This window comes from Methylophilus sp. DMC18 (assembly GCF_056314005.1).
This window is the reverse complement of the sequence record NZ_JBQUZE010000005.1, coordinates 266,800-283,641: the sequence shown is the minus strand read 5'-3', so window position 1 is coordinate 283,641 and position 16,842 is coordinate 266,800. Positions and strand designations below refer to the sequence as shown.

General features: G+C 52.7%; 16 protein-coding genes. 5 read left to right on the top strand and 11 right to left on the bottom strand.

The window, feature by feature from the left end; genetic code table 11:
- Positions 1-426: 426 nt before the first annotated feature.
- The 6 genes from lnt to phoB form a co-directional block, all read right to left on the bottom strand.
- Positions 427-1,905, bottom strand: a complete 1,479-nt coding sequence (gene lnt, locus ACT53G_RS13080) for an apolipoprotein N-acyltransferase (RefSeq protein WP_476169620.1) — start codon at positions 1,903-1,905, stop codon at positions 427-429.
- Entirely contained in the window at positions 1,896-2,747 is an 852-nt protein-coding gene (locus tag ACT53G_RS13075; RefSeq protein WP_476169619.1) for a ChbG/HpnK family deacetylase, read from the bottom strand. Before ACT53G_RS13075 ends, lnt begins: the two co-directional genes overlap by 10 nt.
- Positions 2,744-3,130, bottom strand: a complete 387-nt coding sequence (locus ACT53G_RS13070) for a GtrA family protein (protein ID WP_194749298.1) — start codon at positions 3,128-3,130, stop codon at positions 2,744-2,746. The genes ACT53G_RS13075 and ACT53G_RS13070 overlap by 4 nt, the downstream gene beginning before the upstream one ends.
- Positions 3,131-3,137: 7 nt before the next feature.
- Positions 3,138-4,115, bottom strand: coding sequence for a glycosyltransferase family 2 protein (locus tag ACT53G_RS13065; RefSeq protein ID WP_275356638.1), 978 nt, complete (start codon positions 4,113-4,115; stop codon positions 3,138-3,140).
- A gap of 45 nt (positions 4,116-4,160) precedes the next feature.
- The gene (locus ACT53G_RS13060; RefSeq protein WP_476169618.1) at positions 4,161-5,789 is read right to left on the bottom strand and encodes an ArnT family glycosyltransferase; all 1,629 of its coding nucleotides are present in this window, start codon (positions 5,787-5,789) and stop codon (positions 4,161-4,163) included.
- Between the two features lie 112 nt (positions 5,790-5,901).
- Entirely contained in the window at positions 5,902-6,609 is a 708-nt protein-coding gene (gene phoB, locus ACT53G_RS13055; protein ID WP_194749295.1) for a phosphate regulon transcriptional regulator PhoB, read from the bottom strand.
- A gap of 171 nt (positions 6,610-6,780) precedes the next feature.
- Between phoB and ACT53G_RS13050 the strand changes: the two genes are divergently transcribed.
- From ACT53G_RS13050 to nusB, 3 genes are read left to right on the top strand one after another with little or no spacing between them, the layout of a single operon-like run.
- Positions 6,781-8,439, top strand: coding sequence for an OFA family MFS transporter (locus tag ACT53G_RS13050; protein WP_476169617.1), 1,659 nt, complete (start codon positions 6,781-6,783; stop codon positions 8,437-8,439).
- A gap of 60 nt (positions 8,440-8,499) precedes the next feature.
- Entirely contained in the window at positions 8,500-8,949 is a 450-nt protein-coding gene (gene ribH / locus ACT53G_RS13045) for a 6,7-dimethyl-8-ribityllumazine synthase (protein WP_194749293.1), read from the top strand.
- Positions 8,946-9,416: a transcription antitermination factor NusB gene (nusB, locus tag ACT53G_RS13040; RefSeq protein WP_194749292.1), complete on the top strand. Its 471-nt coding sequence runs from the start codon at positions 8,946-8,948 to the stop codon at positions 9,414-9,416. Before ribH ends, nusB begins: the two co-directional genes overlap by 4 nt.
- A 99-nt stretch (positions 9,417-9,515) precedes the next feature.
- On the opposite strand, the gene ACT53G_RS13035 is transcribed toward nusB, so the two are convergent.
- The 5 genes from ACT53G_RS13035 to ACT53G_RS13015 all read right to left on the bottom strand — a co-directional run bounded on the left by ACT53G_RS13035 (position 9,516) and on the right by ACT53G_RS13015 (position 13,885).
- Positions 9,516-10,262 carry a UDP-2,3-diacylglucosamine diphosphatase gene (locus tag ACT53G_RS13035; RefSeq protein ID WP_476169616.1) on the bottom strand — a complete coding sequence of 249 codons (747 nt, stop codon included), beginning with the start codon at positions 10,260-10,262 and terminating at the stop codon, positions 9,516-9,518.
- 3 nt (positions 10,263-10,265) lie between these two features.
- Positions 10,266-10,760: a peptidylprolyl isomerase gene (locus ACT53G_RS13030; protein ID WP_313985980.1), complete on the bottom strand. Its 495-nt coding sequence runs from the start codon at positions 10,758-10,760 to the stop codon at positions 10,266-10,268.
- A 44-nt stretch (positions 10,761-10,804) separates the two neighbouring features.
- Positions 10,805-11,341 (bottom strand): peptidylprolyl isomerase, encoded by a 537-nt coding sequence (locus ACT53G_RS13025; RefSeq protein ID WP_476169632.1) that lies wholly within the window; start codon positions 11,339-11,341, stop codon positions 10,805-10,807.
- A gap of 26 nt (positions 11,342-11,367) precedes the next feature.
- The gene (locus ACT53G_RS13020; protein WP_313985977.1) at positions 11,368-12,615 is read right to left on the bottom strand and encodes a L,D-transpeptidase family protein; all 1,248 of its coding nucleotides are present in this window, start codon (positions 12,613-12,615) and stop codon (positions 11,368-11,370) included.
- A gap of 112 nt (positions 12,616-12,727) precedes the next feature.
- The gene (locus ACT53G_RS13015) at positions 12,728-13,885 is read right to left on the bottom strand and encodes a nuclear transport factor 2 family protein (RefSeq protein ID WP_275356632.1); all 1,158 of its coding nucleotides are present in this window, start codon (positions 13,883-13,885) and stop codon (positions 12,728-12,730) included.
- 255 nt (positions 13,886-14,140) lie between these two features.
- On the opposite strand from ACT53G_RS13015, the gene cysS reads away from it, so the two are divergent.
- Both cysS and argJ read left to right on the top strand, forming a co-directional pair.
- Positions 14,141-15,502, top strand: coding sequence for a cysteine--tRNA ligase (gene cysS / locus ACT53G_RS13010; protein WP_476169615.1), 1,362 nt, complete (start codon positions 14,141-14,143; stop codon positions 15,500-15,502).
- A 37-nt stretch (positions 15,503-15,539) separates the two neighbouring features.
- The gene (argJ, locus tag ACT53G_RS13005) at positions 15,540-16,766 is read left to right on the top strand and encodes a bifunctional glutamate N-acetyltransferase/amino-acid acetyltransferase ArgJ (RefSeq protein ID WP_476169614.1); all 1,227 of its coding nucleotides are present in this window, start codon (positions 15,540-15,542) and stop codon (positions 16,764-16,766) included.
- Positions 16,767-16,842: the final 76 nt, after the last annotated feature.

The window sequence follows — 16,842 nt, the reverse complement described above, 5'->3', positions numbered from 1 at the left end:
GTGACTTCCCTCCAGAAAGTCACCTCGTCCAGCACCGTGTTGCGGCATAGGCTGAGCTTCAGGTGAAGCCGTATTGGCAGCTCTAGCCAAGATGAGTTTCGCGAACGCTTAGCCTCAGTCCGGCAAAGCAATGGACGAAATCCCTAAGCCGAGCACCGCAGGGAATCAGCGGAAACTCGGGTGCACTTTCTTTTGCTGACGTGTTCTTTGAGCAAGCAAAGAAAAATCACTCGCCGAGTGGCGAAATAGAACATCACAGATTACAAGCAACTATCCGCGTGGGCATCCATGCCCACCCTACTACTCTATCAATCAACCTTGATGTGGACACAGAATGTCGTAAGAATCGCCTCTTAAACCCACGCAGACGTGACTGCGCTAGCGACAAGACTGGTCTACTTCAATCCGCAAACACAAGAGCGAGAATTACCTTCTTACCCTAATCCAGATCAATCCTGCCGCACTCAAGACCAAAAACGCCCAATTCCCCCAAAAAACATAAGGCGTCTTTCCTTGGTAGCTCTGCGCTTCCCCCGTCAATATCACCGCCTCATCATGCGGTGCATGCTGCAATACCTGGCCATTTTTATCGATGATGGCGGTGGCGCCCGTATTGGTGCTGCGCAACACCATCCGCCCGGTTTCAATGGCGCGCACCTGGCTGAATTGCATATGCTGGTCGGCCGCAAACGATTGTCCGTACCAGGCATCGTTGCTGATATTGACCAAGAGCTCGGCTTGCGGCAGTTGCTGGGCAATTTCTTCGCCAAACACGTCTTCATAGCAGATATTGACGCCGACTTTTTGCCCGGCAATCAGCAATGGCTGTTTCGATGTGCCGCGGGATAAATCGCTGAGCGGCATATGCAGCCAGTCACGGTAGATCCAGCCGAACAGGCTTTTAAGCGGAATAAATTCGCCAAAAGGCACCAGGTGGCTTTTGGAATATGACTGTGTGGGAGAGGTGCCCAGGCTGATGGCGCTATTAAAGTACTGGTCTTGTTTGGACTCAACAACGCCCACCAAGAGGTCGCCTTTTTGCTGTACTGCGTGCTGTTTGAGAGCATCGAGATAGCTGGGCGCAAGTTGCTCGAGCAACACCGGCAAAGCGGTTTCGGGCAGCACCATCAGTTGGGCCTGGGTTTGCTGCACCATGTCAAAATACTGACGCAAGGTCTGTTCAGCGTGCTCAGGCGACCATTTGATGGTTTGGCTAATATTGCCTTGCAGCAAGGCGACCGAGACAGGTTTGCCCGTAGGCTGCGTCCACGGCACCAGTGTCAGCAGGCTGCCGCCTAGCCACAATAGCGCGAGCATGATGAAAGCCGGTTTACGCTGCGGCGTGATCAGCAGGCAAGCAAGACTGGCAGCCCCCAGCATGAGCAAGGCAGAGACGCCATAGATGCCAACGACAGGCAGAAAACCGCTGAGCGGGCTATCTGGGGCCTGACTGTAGCCCAGTGTCAACCAGGGGAACCCGGTAAAAATCCAGCTACGCACCCAGTCGGACAAGGCCCATAGCAGTGGCGCAGACCATAGCAGATGACCGACTTTTTTTGCCAGATAACCGGCGAGGGCCGGGAACAGCGCCATGAAGGCGCACAGGCAAAAGGTACAAAACCCGGCAAACCACCAGGGCATGCCGCCAAAGGTATGCAGGCTGATATAAATCCAGTAGATACCAACACCGTATAAGCCCAAGCCAAACGCCAGGCCCAGCCTGAACACTTGCGCGGGTGTGGCCGCCTGCTGCCAAATTACCAGCAACGCTGCCAGCGTCAGCCAAGGTAGCCAAAACAGGTTAAACGGCGCAAAACCAAACACCGTTAACGCGCCTAACAGGCACGAGAGAAAGGCTTGTTGTATCCACGAGGCCTGGCTGAGCCAGGCGGTGATTACGCGCATGGCAGGCCTTTCGGGTGGCCTTTGACCGGCTGCAGGTCTGCCATCTTAAGCCAGGCTGAAAAATCAGCGGACTGCATGACTTGCCACTCGATCATGCGCGCAATGGCGATGGGGTCCAAGGGATCCACCGTCTGTGTTGGCCGGGCAGGATGGCACATGAGGACGGGTGGCAATTCGTTTTGCCTGACAGGCGCCAGTTGCTTGAGTTGTCTGGCCCATTCTATCCAGTGCGCCTGATAGGCAGCAGCATCGCCCTGAAAATCATAGACGCCTAATAAGACTGGCGAGACCCGGAAACCAGCCGCACTTGCCTGTCGCTGCAAGGCTTGTGCGCCTAGCCAATGAATAATGCGCGCCTTGAGACCGGTTGCTGCTGGCGGGCTGGAAATACGCAACCAGGGACGTTGATCCACGGGCAGATGGCCATAGCGTTGTTGCATGAGTGTGATCAACGATTCGCGGATGACTGGCAACTGGTGCACATGCAAGTGACCATCAATATAATCAGGCGGCGTGTGCAAGGCCGCTTCAAAGGCATCCAGTTGCTGTGTAATATTCGCCGTCACATCTGCAGGGTTGAGCATGCCGCACAGGCTGCGCATGATCAGGACGGGATGTGCAAAGCGTGAGGTGTGCGCGTACTGCGTGAAATCAAGATGCAAGCCGATGTCTGCCAAATTGCGGATGGCTGGCGTGACATGTCGGGCAGTCTCTTGCCATCGCGGACTCAGGGTCATGCAAGAGGTGGCAGTCAATACGCCGCGCTCGATCAAGGCCAGGATGGCGTCATCAATCGCGGCGGACTGCGCATAATCATCTGCACAAATAATGAGCTGCGTCATGCTTGGCCCTCATGATGTTGAAACGCCCAAAAACGGCTGAGCAGCCAGGTGCTTGCCGCGACCATCACCATCACGCAGCCGAGCACCAGCCAGAAAGGCAGCGGCGTATAGTTCAGCCCCAACCATAACAGGGCCTGATTGCCAAAGAACCCCAATAAGGCCACCGCAAAAAACTTGCAGAATGCCGCCAGATGATTGGCTTGTGTGCCGCGAAAAGACCATAGCCGATGACCGAGGTAACTGACCGGAAATGCGCATAAAAAGCCGATCCAATTCGCCTGTGCTGGTGACAGGCCCCAGGCATGTGCCAGTAGCGCCATGACATAATGGACGGCGGCCGCCAAGGCACCAACACTGACAAACCCGAGTACCGAGGCACGCATGGGACGCTTAGCGGGAATCCGCTGATGGCGCAGGCGTGACGACTTCTGCCACAATGTAGGGTGGCCGCCCTTTGACCTCATCATAAACACGCGCCAGATATTCGCCAAGCACGCCGATAAACAACAACTGTACGCCGGACAGGAACATCATGCTGGCAACGACGGTGGGCCATCCAGGAACAGACTCATGAAAAAATAGCGCATCAATGACCACCAGCAAACCATAGGCAAACGCCAGAATAGCCAGGGTGGCACCAGTCAGGCTGGCCAGACGTAAAGGCAACACCGAGAAACTGGTAATGCCAGTCCAGGCCAAGGCAATCAGCTTGAGTTTTGAATAAGCACTTTCACCATGCAACCGCGGCAATGGGGTGTACGGAATGCCGATCGACTTGTAGCCAACCCAGGCATAGATACCTTTCATGAAGCGGTTACGTTCTGGCAGTGCACACAGCGCATCGACCACTTTACGGTCCATCAGGCGGAAATCACCGGCGTCGCGCGGGATTTCCACATGGGTGCTGCTACTCATCATGCGATAAAACAGCCGAGATCCCCAGAGTTTGAAGGGCGACTCCTGCTCGCGGTCCTGACGCACGGCATAGACCATGTCATATCCCTCGCGCCACTTTTCCAGCATGGTGTACATCAGATCTGAAGCGTGCTGACCATCGGCATCCATACAAATGACGATCTCACCCTTGGCATAAGTCAGGCCAGCGCTGATGGCGTTTTCCTTGCCAAAGTTGCGGGAGAACTTGACCAGGGTCACACGACACTCGTCCACCAGCGACTGCACCACGAGTGAGGTCTGATCACGGCTACCGTCATCCACCACGACAATGTCCCAGTTGGGCGACATTTGCTGCAAATCTTGCCGGATATTTTGCAAGGTTTTTGCAATATTTTTTTCTTCGTTGTAAGCAGGCACCATCACCGTCATATGCGGCTGGGCAGATTGGCGATGGCTAACAGCAGTGGTCATGGCGTCATACTCAAAAATAACTGGGACTATTGTAGCGGATTGCGGTTAGTTTTTGGCTGGCGTCGCTTTGCGATCCGCCCCTTGCAAGTGACGACGGTCTTTGACTACTGCCAGCCACATGCCTTCGCGCTGGATGCCACTGATGAGTTTGCCTTGCATGACCTCGTGGCAATGCATATTGGTGGTGGAGAGGAAAAAATCTGCTTCCTCCCAGCGGCGGGTGACACTGAAGCGACCATCCAGATAGGGCTCAATTTGTGGCGTATCCACACAGGCAGCCACCCAATAAGGCTGGCTGCGCGCGGGCAAATGCAGGGCGGTGAGTTGGGCCGCAGCCGCCCGCAGGGCGCTGGACCAGTAATCGCCCTCCCATTTGAACTGTGCTTGTGCCTGATCGCCAACCAGACGATTTAACCTGACGTATTGATACGGATGCATTTGCACAATATCCACCAGCGTCACCAGCATGAGCCCGGCGATAACCCCCGCCCACAGTGCCTGTGCGTGATAATGCAAGGACGATGTGCACTGCGCGCAGGCCTGCCAAACCGCGAGCACAGACCAGGCAGACAAGATGGCCAGCAAGGGCAAGATAAAGGTAAAGTGACGGACACCATTGTACAAAGCTGGACGGTCATCCATGACAAAGACCAGCGGAAACAGGATGCCCATCAACAGCGTATACATAGCCATGCGTGTTGCGTTGTCGGCCAGGCGCAGTGACCGTCTATTCAGCAGCCATAGCAGGACAACCCCGGCAAACGCCAATAGCGCTGCCTCAGGCAACTTCACCGCCAGATACTGGAACAAATAGCTGCGTGGAACTTCGCTGATGTTATACACCACCCCGTTGGCGATGGTTTGCATATTAAAGTCAAAATGGGAGAACGACTTGGCCGCCTCCAGCATGTTGTCGGCCTCGATCACGCTCCACGGCCAGCACATGGCCATAAACACAAACGCCAGCACTGCCGCAGGCAGCAACACCCACACCATACGCACCAGGCGCGAAAATATCGGGGTATGCAGTTGCCTGTGATCGAGCCAGGCCCGCAGCATGACCAGCAAAACCAGGTAAATCACGGCAAAGGCGCCGCCCACGCGCAAGCCAAGCGCACCGCCGACCGCAAAGCCAAGCAGGACAATGACTCTGCCACTCACCAGTTCCATGTCGCGCACCACCAAGGCGGTGGCATACAGCGCCCACAGCATGCAGGTCGCAAACGGAACATCTTTGGTATGGGTAAACATGGTGCCTGACCACGACACCGTCAAAAACAACATGGTCATTGCCAACAGTGCCAGACGGGGGCCGCCTAGCAACCGGCCAAATTGCGAGACACCATAAAAACCAAGCAAGCCAAACAAGGCCGAGAGCAGGTGTCGGATATCCCAGATCATGACCGGGATATAGGGGTCGAGTGCGGCCGCGATAATATCGAACAGGCCGCCATAGAGATAAAGATTACGGTAATGAAAAGCGTCCTGGTCCTTGAATCCCGACTGATACCAGTCGAGCAGCATTTGGCCATAGGTATGCTGCACATACTCATCATTGCTGATGCCATGCTGACGGAAGGTCAACGCCACCCATGCGACCAGTACAAGCCAAAACAGCCGGATCAACCAGCGGTAAAGTGACTCATTCAAGGAAGCATTTGCAGCAGCGTTCATGGGCCTTGCCATTAAAAAAATGAAACAGGCGCAAGCGTATCACGACACCCTGCCGGATGGTAGAGCAAGACCCATGGTCTTGCTCGTATTTTGTCAAATTAAGGAAGAATGCTTATTGCGTACCAGGATCGGTATGCACGGAGAAACGGTAGCCTGAACCGCGGACAGTCTGAATCATTTCCTGATGATTGGAGGCCACCAGTGCGTTGCGTAAACGACGGATATGCACATCCACGGTACGGTCTTCAACAAAGACACGGTCACCCCACACCTTGTCCAGCAGTTGCGTACGGCTATGCACACGCTCCGGATTGGTCATGAAGAAATGCAGCAGTTTGAATTCGGTAGGGCCCAGTGGAATATGGACATTATGACCAGTCACACGATGGGTAGTCGGGTCTAGATGCAAGCCGGCAATTTCAATCGGATCATCTGTCATCTGCGGCGCACGTCTGCGCAACACGGCCTTGATGCGTGCATTTAATTCACGCGGGCTGAATGGCTTGGTCACATAATCATCCGCACCCACTTCTAGACCACGCACCTTGTCAAACTCATCGCCGCGGGCAGTGAGCATGATAATCGGCACTTCTTTGGTCATGCTGTCAGATTTAAGCCTGCGCGCAAACTCGATCCCGCTCATGCCAGGCAACATCCAGTCCAGTAAAATCAGGTCTGGCATCGTTTCGCGTAACAACATTTGTGCATGTTCAACGCTGGTGGCACGGATAGCATGATGCCCCGCCTGTTTGATATTCAACGCCAGCAATTCCTGGATCGCCGGTTCGTCTTCTACCACCAAAATATTCGCTGCAGCCATGACACTCCCTTCGAGCAATATTGAGATCAAACTACTTAATTGAATGCTCGCCAGTTTATGAATGAATTATGACATTTTAATGACAACATCACATAAATTTAATCAAGACTGTTATTGCCTTTTGGGGCAAATTGTAACAATATGTAACAGACGTAAATGAGGGGCTTTATCTTGATTAATCTTTCCAAAGAACACATTACAGCCGGCAATCAGTTTAATCGCTGGCTGGTACCGCCAGCCGCATTGGCAGTACATCTTTCAATAGGCATGGCCTATGGCTTCAGCGTGTTCTGGAAACCGTTAGGCAATGCATTGACCGGACCAGACGGCAAACCTGTTGCCGCCTGTGCTGCAGGCGCATCCACTTTCGCCGACAAATTGGCCGGCACCGCAAAAGCATTGACCGCCACCGACTGTAACTGGACCCAGTTTGATCTGGGCTGGATGTATACCTTATTTTTTGTCTTACTTGGCTGCTCGGCGGCCATTTGGGGCGGCTGGCTGGAACGGGCAGGACCACGTAAAGCCGGCCTGGTAGCCATGCTTTGCTGGTGCGGTGGTTTACTGATTTCGGCGCTGGGCATACACCAGCATCAACTCTGGATGATGTGGCTGGGTAGCGGCGTCATCGGCGGCATCGGCTTGGGGCTAGGCTACATCTCACCCGTTTCCACCCTGATTAAATGGTTCCCAGATCGGCGCGGCATGGCGACCGGCCTGGCGATTATGGGCTTTGGCGGGGGCGCCATGATAGGCTCACCTCTGGCGACTAAGCTGATGGCGATGTTTGCCACACCGACAGACCCTGGTGTCTGGCAAACGTTTGTGGTGCTGGCGCTGATTTACGCGGTATTCATGACTTGTGGTTCGCTGGGTTACCGTGTCCCAGCCGCCAACTGGAAACCTGCTGGCTGGACGCCACCCGATGTACAACACAACCGACTGGTAGCCACCCGGCATGTACACTTGAAAAATGCCCATAAAACGCCACAGTTCTGGCTGTTATGGCTGATTTTGTGCATGAATGTGTCCGCAGCCATCGGTATTATTGGCGCAGCAGCGCCGATGTTACAAGAGACCTTTGGTGGCGTATTGATAGGCCAGCCACAACTGGGCTTTGCCGAGATCAAGGCAGACGAAGCATTAACCGCCACAGCAGCCGCGGTTGGCGCAGGCTTTGTCGGTCTCATTTCGCTGTTCAATATTTTTGGCCGTATCGGCTGGGCCACCTCTTCCGATAAATTGGGGCGCAGAACCACTTACTTTATCTTTTTTGTGCTGGGTATCATGATGTATGTCTGCGGCACCTATGCCGCCAACCATCATCAGCTAGCCTTGTTCCTACTGGTGTTTTGTGTGATCGCCTCCATGTACGGCGGCGGCTTTGCGACCATTCCCGCCTACCTGGCAGACCTGTTTGGCACGCAGTTTGTTGGTGCGATTCATGGCCGCCTGTTAACCGCCTGGTCGACCGCAGGGATTTTGGGGCCCGTCATCGTCAACTACATGCACGATGTGAGGCTGGAGGCTCATGTTCCGTATGCAGACATTTATGCGCCGATATTCATGACGCTGGCGGCTTTGCTTGGGGTGGGCTTCACGGCCAATTTGCTGGTCCGGCCAGTGGCAGACAAATACTTCATGTCCGACAGCGAACTGGCGGCTGAACAGCAAAGCGGCAAAAAACCGGCAGACAACGCAGTCAGCCTTGTTAACGCGGATACACCAACACCTGCCATACTGGTAAAACTGGCCTGGCTGGCAGTACTGATCCCCATCAGTTACGGCATCTGGATGACCGTACAAAAAGCCTGGTCATTGTTCGCATAATCCGTAAAGCAGCCGTTTGGGTTAAAATAGTACTTTTATGTGTTAATCCACGGACTCAAAGTGAACAAAATTGCCCAAAATCTGGACGGTACCGGTAAAAAAATCGGTATCGTTCTTTCCCGTTTTAACGACAATATCGGTGCAGGTTTGCTTAACGCCTGCGAACAAGAACTGCTCAAACTGGGCGTCGCTGCTGAAGATATTACGCTTGCCAGTGTCCCTGGTGCGCTCGAAACGCCCCTGATTCTGCAGCACATGGCGCTGTCAGAAAACTTCGATGCCCTGATTGCCCTGGGCGCGATTATCCGCGGCGAGACCTACCACTTTGAAGTGGTGTCCAACGAGTCCGCGCGCGGCATTTCCGAAGTACAGCGTGACACTGGCGTGCCCGTCGCCAACGCCATCCTGACCACCGAAAACGACGAACAAGCCGAAGCACGCATGGCCATCAAAGGCGCTGAAGCTGCACAAGTGGCGATTGAAATGGCCAATCTGGTGAATGCACTATGAGTGCTGATCAGGCAGCACCCAGCAAAAGCAAAGGCAGTAAAAACCGCCGCAAATCGCGTGAGCTGGCGCTCAAGGCCCTGTATCGAAACCGTATGAATGCGGGCGACGTCAAACAACTGCGCCTGGACAGTTTGGATGACCCAGACTATTTCAAAGCGGATGAAGCGTATTTCAAGCAACTGCTGACCGGGGTACTCGAGCAGACCGAGCAAATCGACGCCATGATCGGCCAGTTTATTGACCGTCAACTCGAAGAACTGAGTCCAATCGAGCATGCCATTTTGCGTATTTCAGGTTATGAACTGATGTTTGATGTCAGCATCCCGTACCGGGTCGCGATCAATGAAGGCGTGGAGCTCGCCAAAGCTTATGGTGGCATAGACGGCCATAAATACATCAATGGCGTCTTGGATAAAGTCGCCGCGCAAGTCCGTCCGCATGAATTTGGTCAACAAGTCAAAAAGTAATTCTTTGACGGTTTGAACCTGGATCTGACATAAAAAAGACAGCGCTTAAAAGCGCTGTCTTTTTTATGTGCGGAGTGAGTAAGTCACAAAAAATAGCAATTACGCATCAAGTGATAACGTCACCAAACGCATTTCAGCAGCATCTAAACGTGCCACCACTGCGGTATCGTGCCAATCCCCCAACACCCAACGCTCACAGGCATGCTGATCGACCAGCAAAGGATGTATCGCTGGCCGGTGTGTATGGCCATGCAGCAACACATCCGGATAGTGATTATCGCGGATCAGCTGGTTGACCGCCTCACCATTCACATCCATGATCTGCATGCTTTGGCTGGCTTTGTTTTGCGCACTCTGGCTACGCGCTTGTTGGGCAAAGGCAATGCGAGCTGCCAACGGCTGCGACAGAAAAGCGTGTTGCCAGGCCGGACTGCGCACCTGCTGACGAAATTGCTGATAAGCCACGTCGTCCGTGCATAGCGCATCCCCATGACTCAACAGAATACTTTTGCCTGCCATCTGCAAGCGTGCAGGGTCTTGGAGTAAAGTGAGGCCACAGGCTTGAGCAAAGGCATCCCCGATTAAGAAATCGCGGTTGCCATGCATGAAATAAAGCTGAATCCCTTGTGCTGATAAAGCCCTAAGCGCCTGGACGACTGGCAAAAATGCTCGGCCATACTCGGCGTCTTGCAGCAGGTCGTCACCCACCCAGACCTCAAAAAAATCACCGAGAATATACAATGCGTTGGCCTGACTAACCACGGTGTCTAGCCAATGCAAAAAAGCCTGCGTTACCGCAGGCCTTTGCGCACTCAAGTGCAGATCAGAAATGATCCAGGTGGTCATGCCCTAGGCAACCAAAACTGCTTTTTCAATCACCACAGGTTCAACCGGCACATCCTGATGACCAGCGCGGCTAGCTGTTTTGACTGCTGTGATTTTATCCACGACGTCCATGCCTTCGACCACTTTACCGAACACGCAGTAACCCCAACCTTGAGTGGTGGGTGCGCTAAAGTTGAGGAAGTCGTTATCTTTCACGTTGATGAAAAACTGGGCAGACGCTGAGTCTGGCACCATGGTACGTGCCATGGCAATCGTATATTTATCATTGCTGAGGCCATTATCGGCTTCATTTTTGATCGGCGCGTCAGTTGGTTTTTGCTTCATGTCGACATCAAAGCCACCGCCTTGAATCATGAAGTCTTTGATCACGCGATGAAAAATCACGCCATCATAAAAGCCTTTTTCTACATAGCTCAAAAAGTTAGCGACCGTGATCGGTGCTTTTTCTGCGTTGAGTTCTAGCGTGATATCGCCAAAGTTAGTCGTCAGTTTGACCAAAATATTCTCCGTTGATTAAAGGTTGCGACAATCAATAAGCTCAATTAATTGACTATCGTTGCACGTTTGATGATGACCGTACGATAGGGCACATCCGAAAAACCGCGCTGGTTACCTGTCGGTAAGTTGCTGATTTTGAATACCACATCCATGCCAGACACCACTTTGCCAAAGACACAGTAGCCGATACGGTCTGGTTCCGGGCTGGTGTAATCCAAAAACTGGTTATCTGCAACATTGATGAAAAACTGGGCGGTGGCCGAGTTAGGGTCTGGTGTACGGGCCATGGCAATCGTGCCAGTCTGGTTGATCAACCCATTGGCTGCCTCATTGACGACGGGTGCGCGGGTCGGTTTTTCGTTGAGGTCACGGTCAAAGCCTCCGCCCTGAATCATGAAACGGCCAATCACACGATGAAAAATGGTATTGCTGTAAAAACCGTCTTTCACATACTGCAAAAAGTTATCCACGGTTTTAGGTGCCTTGTCACGATAAACCTCTACCGTAAAATTACCCTGATTGGTTTCAAACATGACCTGTGTTGCTGCAACGGCCAGATTCACAGCCAACATCAAGCACATACCTACTAATTTTGACCACACACGCATTAAGCTGATCCTTCGTAAAGAATTTTCCATTCACCGTTTTCCTGCACCCAGTACTGCCGTTTTTTCATGACATTTCTGAGCGCAGCGCTAATATATTCCTGCTCAAAGTCTACGACCACCATATTGCGCTTGGCGTTCGGATAGGTGAACATGCTGACATCAGACAAATTGATATTGACCTTGGGCTTGGACGCTTGAATCTGGCGTTTGTAACTGGCCCATTTAGACAAATCACCATCAGAGTAAAAGAAGTCAGGCGTGTAGTGCGACAGATAAGCCTCTGTATTTTGCGCCATCCAGTCTTTACGCCAGCGCTCGATCGCCTGTTTGAGATCAGCCTTGGCACGATCTTGCTGACGGGCGGACTCGGGTGTCACCCATTGAAAATCCACCCCGATTACCACGGGCGTATTGCCAGCTTGCAAAATACCTTGCAACGCTTGCATGTCAGGATTGGACAACACAACACAGCCATCGCTGGCCCTTGGCGGACGGCTGTAGGTATCGCGTGGCGTGCCATGAATCCAGATCCCCGAGCCTGTTTTACGCTCGTAGCTATCTATTTCGTTCGGGTAGTTGAGCGGATAAGCCGCATCGCCATACAAATCTGGTAAGGGACGGTTCAGTTTGCGCGAGGCAAAATACACACCAATAGGTGTGCGTTTGTCGCCCTGGTCTTTTTTGCCGATGCCATTTTTTCCTATCGTGACATAGTAGTCAGCCATGTACTTGAGCTCATTGTCATTGCCTTTTTCGTAGACATAGACACGAGAGCGTGCGGTATCGACAAACAGGACATGGCTTTGTTTTTCGGACAACTCAACCAGCAGATTGGGTTGGGTCAAGCCACGATTGCGGTCAAAGTAATTACGGATCCGAATCTCGGCTTCTTCTTTGAAGTCCTGGATACGGCTGACGTCGGCGACATGCGCATCGCCAAAACCATGGAGGATTCTGGCTTTGGCGGATAAGAGATCGCCATGAATCAAGTGCGCCAGTGCAAAATTGGGTGAGATAGCGAGTAACTGATCGACATAATCCAGCGCCTGTTGCAAATGGCCTTCTTTAATAGACTGCAAAGTCTGCACCAACATGCGCTCTACCGCATTGGTGTTTTTGCTTTGCATAAACAACCTGGCAGTTAACGCCTCATGGTTAACCGCAGTTGCATTCCAGGGCAAAAGCGCAGCGCTGACAAACGCAATACAACAGTACTTTCTCAACCGACTCATACCATGATTATACAATTGTTTCAGTAAAAACCCGTGTGCTCAGGGCCGCAGTGCGGCTTTGGTGTGACCCGCCTCAAGAACACCAGCATGCATCATGCAAGAGGCCCCCAGAGGCAAGTGCGCCAATTTAAAACTTGCCTACACGCTCTTGCTGAATCAACCAGCGACCACCTTCTTTGACCATATTGAGTGTTTTGTTTGAGTTTGCATCCAGGCCGGTTGCTTTATAGGCCTGACGGAAGGTGACTTTTGCCTTGCTGTCGCCCTCCATCCTGACATCGATATTGCTCAACTTGACAGAAATTTTACTTGGCCGGCTCACGCGATCACGACGCGTGGATTCCCACTGTTTGCGCGGCTCACCTGCGGGTGTTTTAAAATCTTTGGCATAGCTGTTCAGATAGCGCTCTACATTTTGTGCCTCCCAAGCATCCGCCCAGGCGTTTACCGCATCCAACACTGCGCGCTCGAGTTGTGCAGATGATTTACTGTCGGCAGATTTAGACTCTGTTGGCTTGGACTCAGCGACCTTGGACTCTACTGGTTTTGGCTCAGCCGGCTTGATCTCCTGCGGTTTTACTTCAGTTACGACCGGTTTTTTAGTCTCTGTCACGGGAGAATTATTGGTCACAGGGGCGGTCGCAGCCGGTGGCGTCACCGCTGCCGGTGGATTCACAGCCGCATTATTGGTGGGCGGCGTAGGCGATACGCTCGCGGCAGGTGGTACAGCTGTCGCTGGACGCGCTTGCGCACGCTTTCCGCCGAACAGATCCGTAATCATGGCCAGCTTATTCTGCGCACGGCTATTTGAAGTATCCAGCTTGAGCGCCTTGTCATAAGCCTCAGAGGCCAGACGTGCATAAATATCGCCCAGATTCTCATGGGCCGTGGCATAACTTGGATGCGTTTTGATGGCAGACTCCAGCGCTTTTCTCGCTTTGTCATATTGCCCCTGATCCGCATAGAGCACGGCCAGGTTGTTATAAGGCTCAGGCAGGCTAGGATATTTGTCAGTCAATTCGGTAAAAGCCTTGATCGCTTCGTCCCGCTTGCCCAGCTCGACCAGAATCACGCCACGCATAAACATGGCTTCGGCATTTTTCGGGTTGGCTGCCAAATAGTTGTTCACGCGATCCAGCGCTGCTGCCTGATTGCCCTGCTCAGAGAGCTGGTTGATTTCGCGCAACTCGACATTGGTTTGACCGGCCAGCACGGTATCGGAGAATGCCGCCTGGCTTAAAAAGACGCCAAGCACGAGTAAATATTTTTTTAATGTTGCGTTCATGAGCTATTACCTGGGTAATCGTTGATTTTTATCAGTATGTTATACTCGGATTGTACTAGAGACAGTGCAAAATTAGGTGAATATGCAGACGAATTACACATCATTTTGTGTTTGGCGTCGGCCCAACCACAACAACCTGATCAAGCAATGGACTGTTTTAGGCAAAACATGCAGCCTGCCTGCTTAACACCAATTAAACACCAGACTATTTCTGCTAATTTTATCACGCATCCATCCTTCTTCAATTTCATTCGCATGCTAAAACTTTACAACACCCTTACACGCAGCAAGCAAGATTTCAAGCCGATTCAGCCCAACCAGGTAAAGATGTACGTCTGCGGCATGACCGTGTATGACTTTTGCCACTTGGGACATGCCCGCGTCATGGTGGTGTTTGACATGGTGGCGCGCTGGCTGCGTGCCACTGGCTATCAAGTGACATATGTACGCAATATCACCGATATTGACGACAAAATCATCAAGCGTGCCAACGAAAACAATGAAACCATCCAAAGTCTGACGCAGCGTTTTATTACCGCCATGGACGAGGACTCGGCCAAGCTTGGCATTTTACGCCCCGACCTCGAGCCACGCGCAACCGAACATGTGCAAGGCATGCTGGACATGATCAGCAAACTCATAGACAAAAGCTTTGCTTACCAGGCACAAAATGGCGATGTTTTTTACAAAGTGCGCAGTTTTAATGATTACGGCAAGCTCTCCGGCAAAAGCCTGGAAGACCTGCGTGCGGGTGAACGCGTTGAAGTCGATAGCTTTAAACAAGACCCGCTAGACTTTGTGTTGTGGAAGTCCGTCAAACCTGGCGAACCCTACTGGGAATCCCCCTGGGGCAATGGCCGTCCCGGCTGGCATATTGAATGTTCGGTCATGAGTGCCGCCCATCTCGGCCAGCACTTTGATATTCATGGTGGCGGGCAGGACCTGCAGTTCCCGCACCATGAAAATGAAATTGCCCAATCCGAAGCCACCCACGACTGCACCATGGCCAACTACTGGATGCACAATGGCTTTGTGCGGGTCGATGACGAAAAAATGTCCAAATCGCTGGGCAACTTTTTCACCATCCGTGAAGTGCTGGAAAAATATGACCCAGAGGTCGTACGTTTCTTTATTCTGCGCGCCCATTACCGCAGCCCGCTTAATTACTCTGACAAGCACTTGGATGATGCCAAAGCCTCGTTGACCCGCCTGTACACGGCCTTGCGCGGGATTAAGGTCGATGCATGTGAGATCGACTGGCAACAACCGCAAGCGGCCAAGTTCCAGGCAGCCATGAATGACGACTTCAACACCCCAGAGGCGATTGCCGCCTTGTTTGAACTTGCCAACGATCTCAATAAAGATAAATCTGCGACCACCGCCGCATTACTGAAACAATTGGCTGCGATTATCGGCTTGCTACAACGTGACCCGGAAAGCTTTATGCAAGGCGACACCGACAACACTAGCCTGGATATTGAAGGCATGATCAGTGCACGCATCGCCGCAAAAACAGCCAAGAACTATGCCGAGGCCGACCGGATTCGCAAAGCCCTGTCTGAAGCGGGCGTGATTCTGGAAGATACGCCTCAAGGCACCACCTGGCGTCGTGCCTGATTAAAAACAACTCATTAGCAATCACGAAGGAACTTGGATGCCCGTTAAACTGACTGCTCCCGCTGCCGGGACCTTACTGCCTGTCAAAGGCGTCAAACTTGGCTTTGCCCAGGCACATATCCGCAAGCCCAACCGTAAAGACATTCTGGTAATGACCCTGCCTGAAGGCAGCAGCGTCTCAGGGGTGTTTACCCTGAACCGGTTTTGTGCGGCGCCAGTGACGGTGTGTAAAACGCATCTGACACTCAACAAAGGCATTCGCGCCCTGTTGGTGAATACCGGCTGTGCCAATGCAGGCACGGGCCAGCAAGGGCTGGATGATGCACTCGCCAGCTGTATTGGTGTGGCGCAGGCGCTCAATATCAGCCCGGAACAAGTGCTGCCATTTTCGACTGGCGTGATTCTGGAGACGCTGCCGATGGACCGCTTGTTAGGTGGCATCCCGAATGCAGTCGCCAACTTACAGGAAGATAACTGGTTAAATGCAGCCGAAGCGATCATGACCACCGACATTGTGGCCAAGGGTACTTCCCGCCAACTGACCATAGACGGCAAGCCGATCACCATCACTGGCATCAGCAAGGGCTCTGGCATGATCCACCCCAATATGGCAACCATGCTTGGCTATATCGCGACCGATGCGGCCATCGCACAATCAGCCCTTGACAGCATCATTCAACATGCTGTGAACAAATCGTTTAACTGCATCACCGTCGATGGCGATACCAGCACCAACGACAGCCTGATTCTGATGGCTACCGGCGAGGCTGGCAATGCCATGATCACAGAACAAAGCCCTGAGTTTGCGGCTTTGCAAACCGCCCTGACCGACGTTGCGATTGAACTGGCACAAGCGATTGTGCGTGATGGCGAAGGCGCCACCAAATTCATGACGATTCAGGTTGAAGCAGGTCAAGATGAAGCGGAATGCCGCAAAGTCGCTTATGCGATTGCCCACTCCCCGTTGATCAAAACAGCCTTTTTTGCCTCAGACCCTAATCTGGGCCGGATTCTGGCCGCCATCGGCTACGCAGGCATCGAAGACCTTGATGTCAACACCATGCAACTCTATCTGGGCGATGTTTTGGTTGCCGAAAAAGGCGGCCGTGCAGCCAGCTATGTCGAAGAACAAGGCGCGGCAGTCATGAAAGAAAGTGACATCCTGGTACGTGTGGTATTGAATCGCGGTGCGGCGAATGCGACTGTATGGACCTGCGACTTTTCTTATGACTATGTAAAGATCAATGCCGACTACAGATCCTAATAGCGCCTGACTCCGGCCTCACCAAGTGAGGCCATCGCAACCACAAAGCCATCTCCAGCCGCTGGTGATGGCTTTG

Coding starts and splice junctions, on each gene's coding strand:
- lnt (WP_476169620.1), bottom strand. CDS start 1,905: ATGCGCGTAATCACCGCCTGGCTCAGCCAGGCCTCGTGGATACAACAA.
- ACT53G_RS13075 (WP_476169619.1), bottom strand. CDS start 2,747: ATGACGCAGCTCATTATTTGTGCAGATGATTATGCGCAGTCCGCCGCG.
- ACT53G_RS13070 (WP_194749298.1), bottom strand. CDS start 3,130: ATGCGTGCCTCGGTACTCGGGTTTGTCAGTGTTGGTGCCTTGGCGGCC.
- ACT53G_RS13065 (WP_275356638.1), bottom strand. CDS start 4,115: ATGACCACTGCTGTTAGCCATCGCCAATCTGCCCAGCCGCATATGACG.
- ACT53G_RS13060 (WP_476169618.1), bottom strand. CDS start 5,789: ATGAACGCTGCTGCAAATGCTTCCTTGAATGAGTCACTTTACCGCTGG.
- phoB (WP_194749295.1), bottom strand. CDS start 6,609: ATGGCTGCAGCGAATATTTTGGTGGTAGAAGACGAACCGGCGATCCAG.
- nusB (WP_194749292.1), top strand. CDS start 8,946: ATGAGTGCTGATCAGGCAGCACCCAGCAAAAGCAAAGGCAGTAAAAAC.
- ACT53G_RS13035 (WP_476169616.1), bottom strand. CDS start 10,262: ATGACCACCTGGATCATTTCTGATCTGCACTTGAGTGCGCAAAGGCCT.
- ACT53G_RS13025 (WP_476169632.1), bottom strand. CDS start 11,341: ATGTGCTTGATGTTGGCTGTGAATCTGGCCGTTGCAGCAACACAGGTC.
- ACT53G_RS13015 (WP_275356632.1), bottom strand. CDS start 13,885: ATGAACGCAACATTAAAAAAATATTTACTCGTGCTTGGCGTCTTTTTA.
- cysS (WP_476169615.1), top strand. CDS start 14,141: ATGCTAAAACTTTACAACACCCTTACACGCAGCAAGCAAGATTTCAAG.
- argJ (WP_476169614.1), top strand. CDS start 15,540: ATGCCCGTTAAACTGACTGCTCCCGCTGCCGGGACCTTACTGCCTGTC.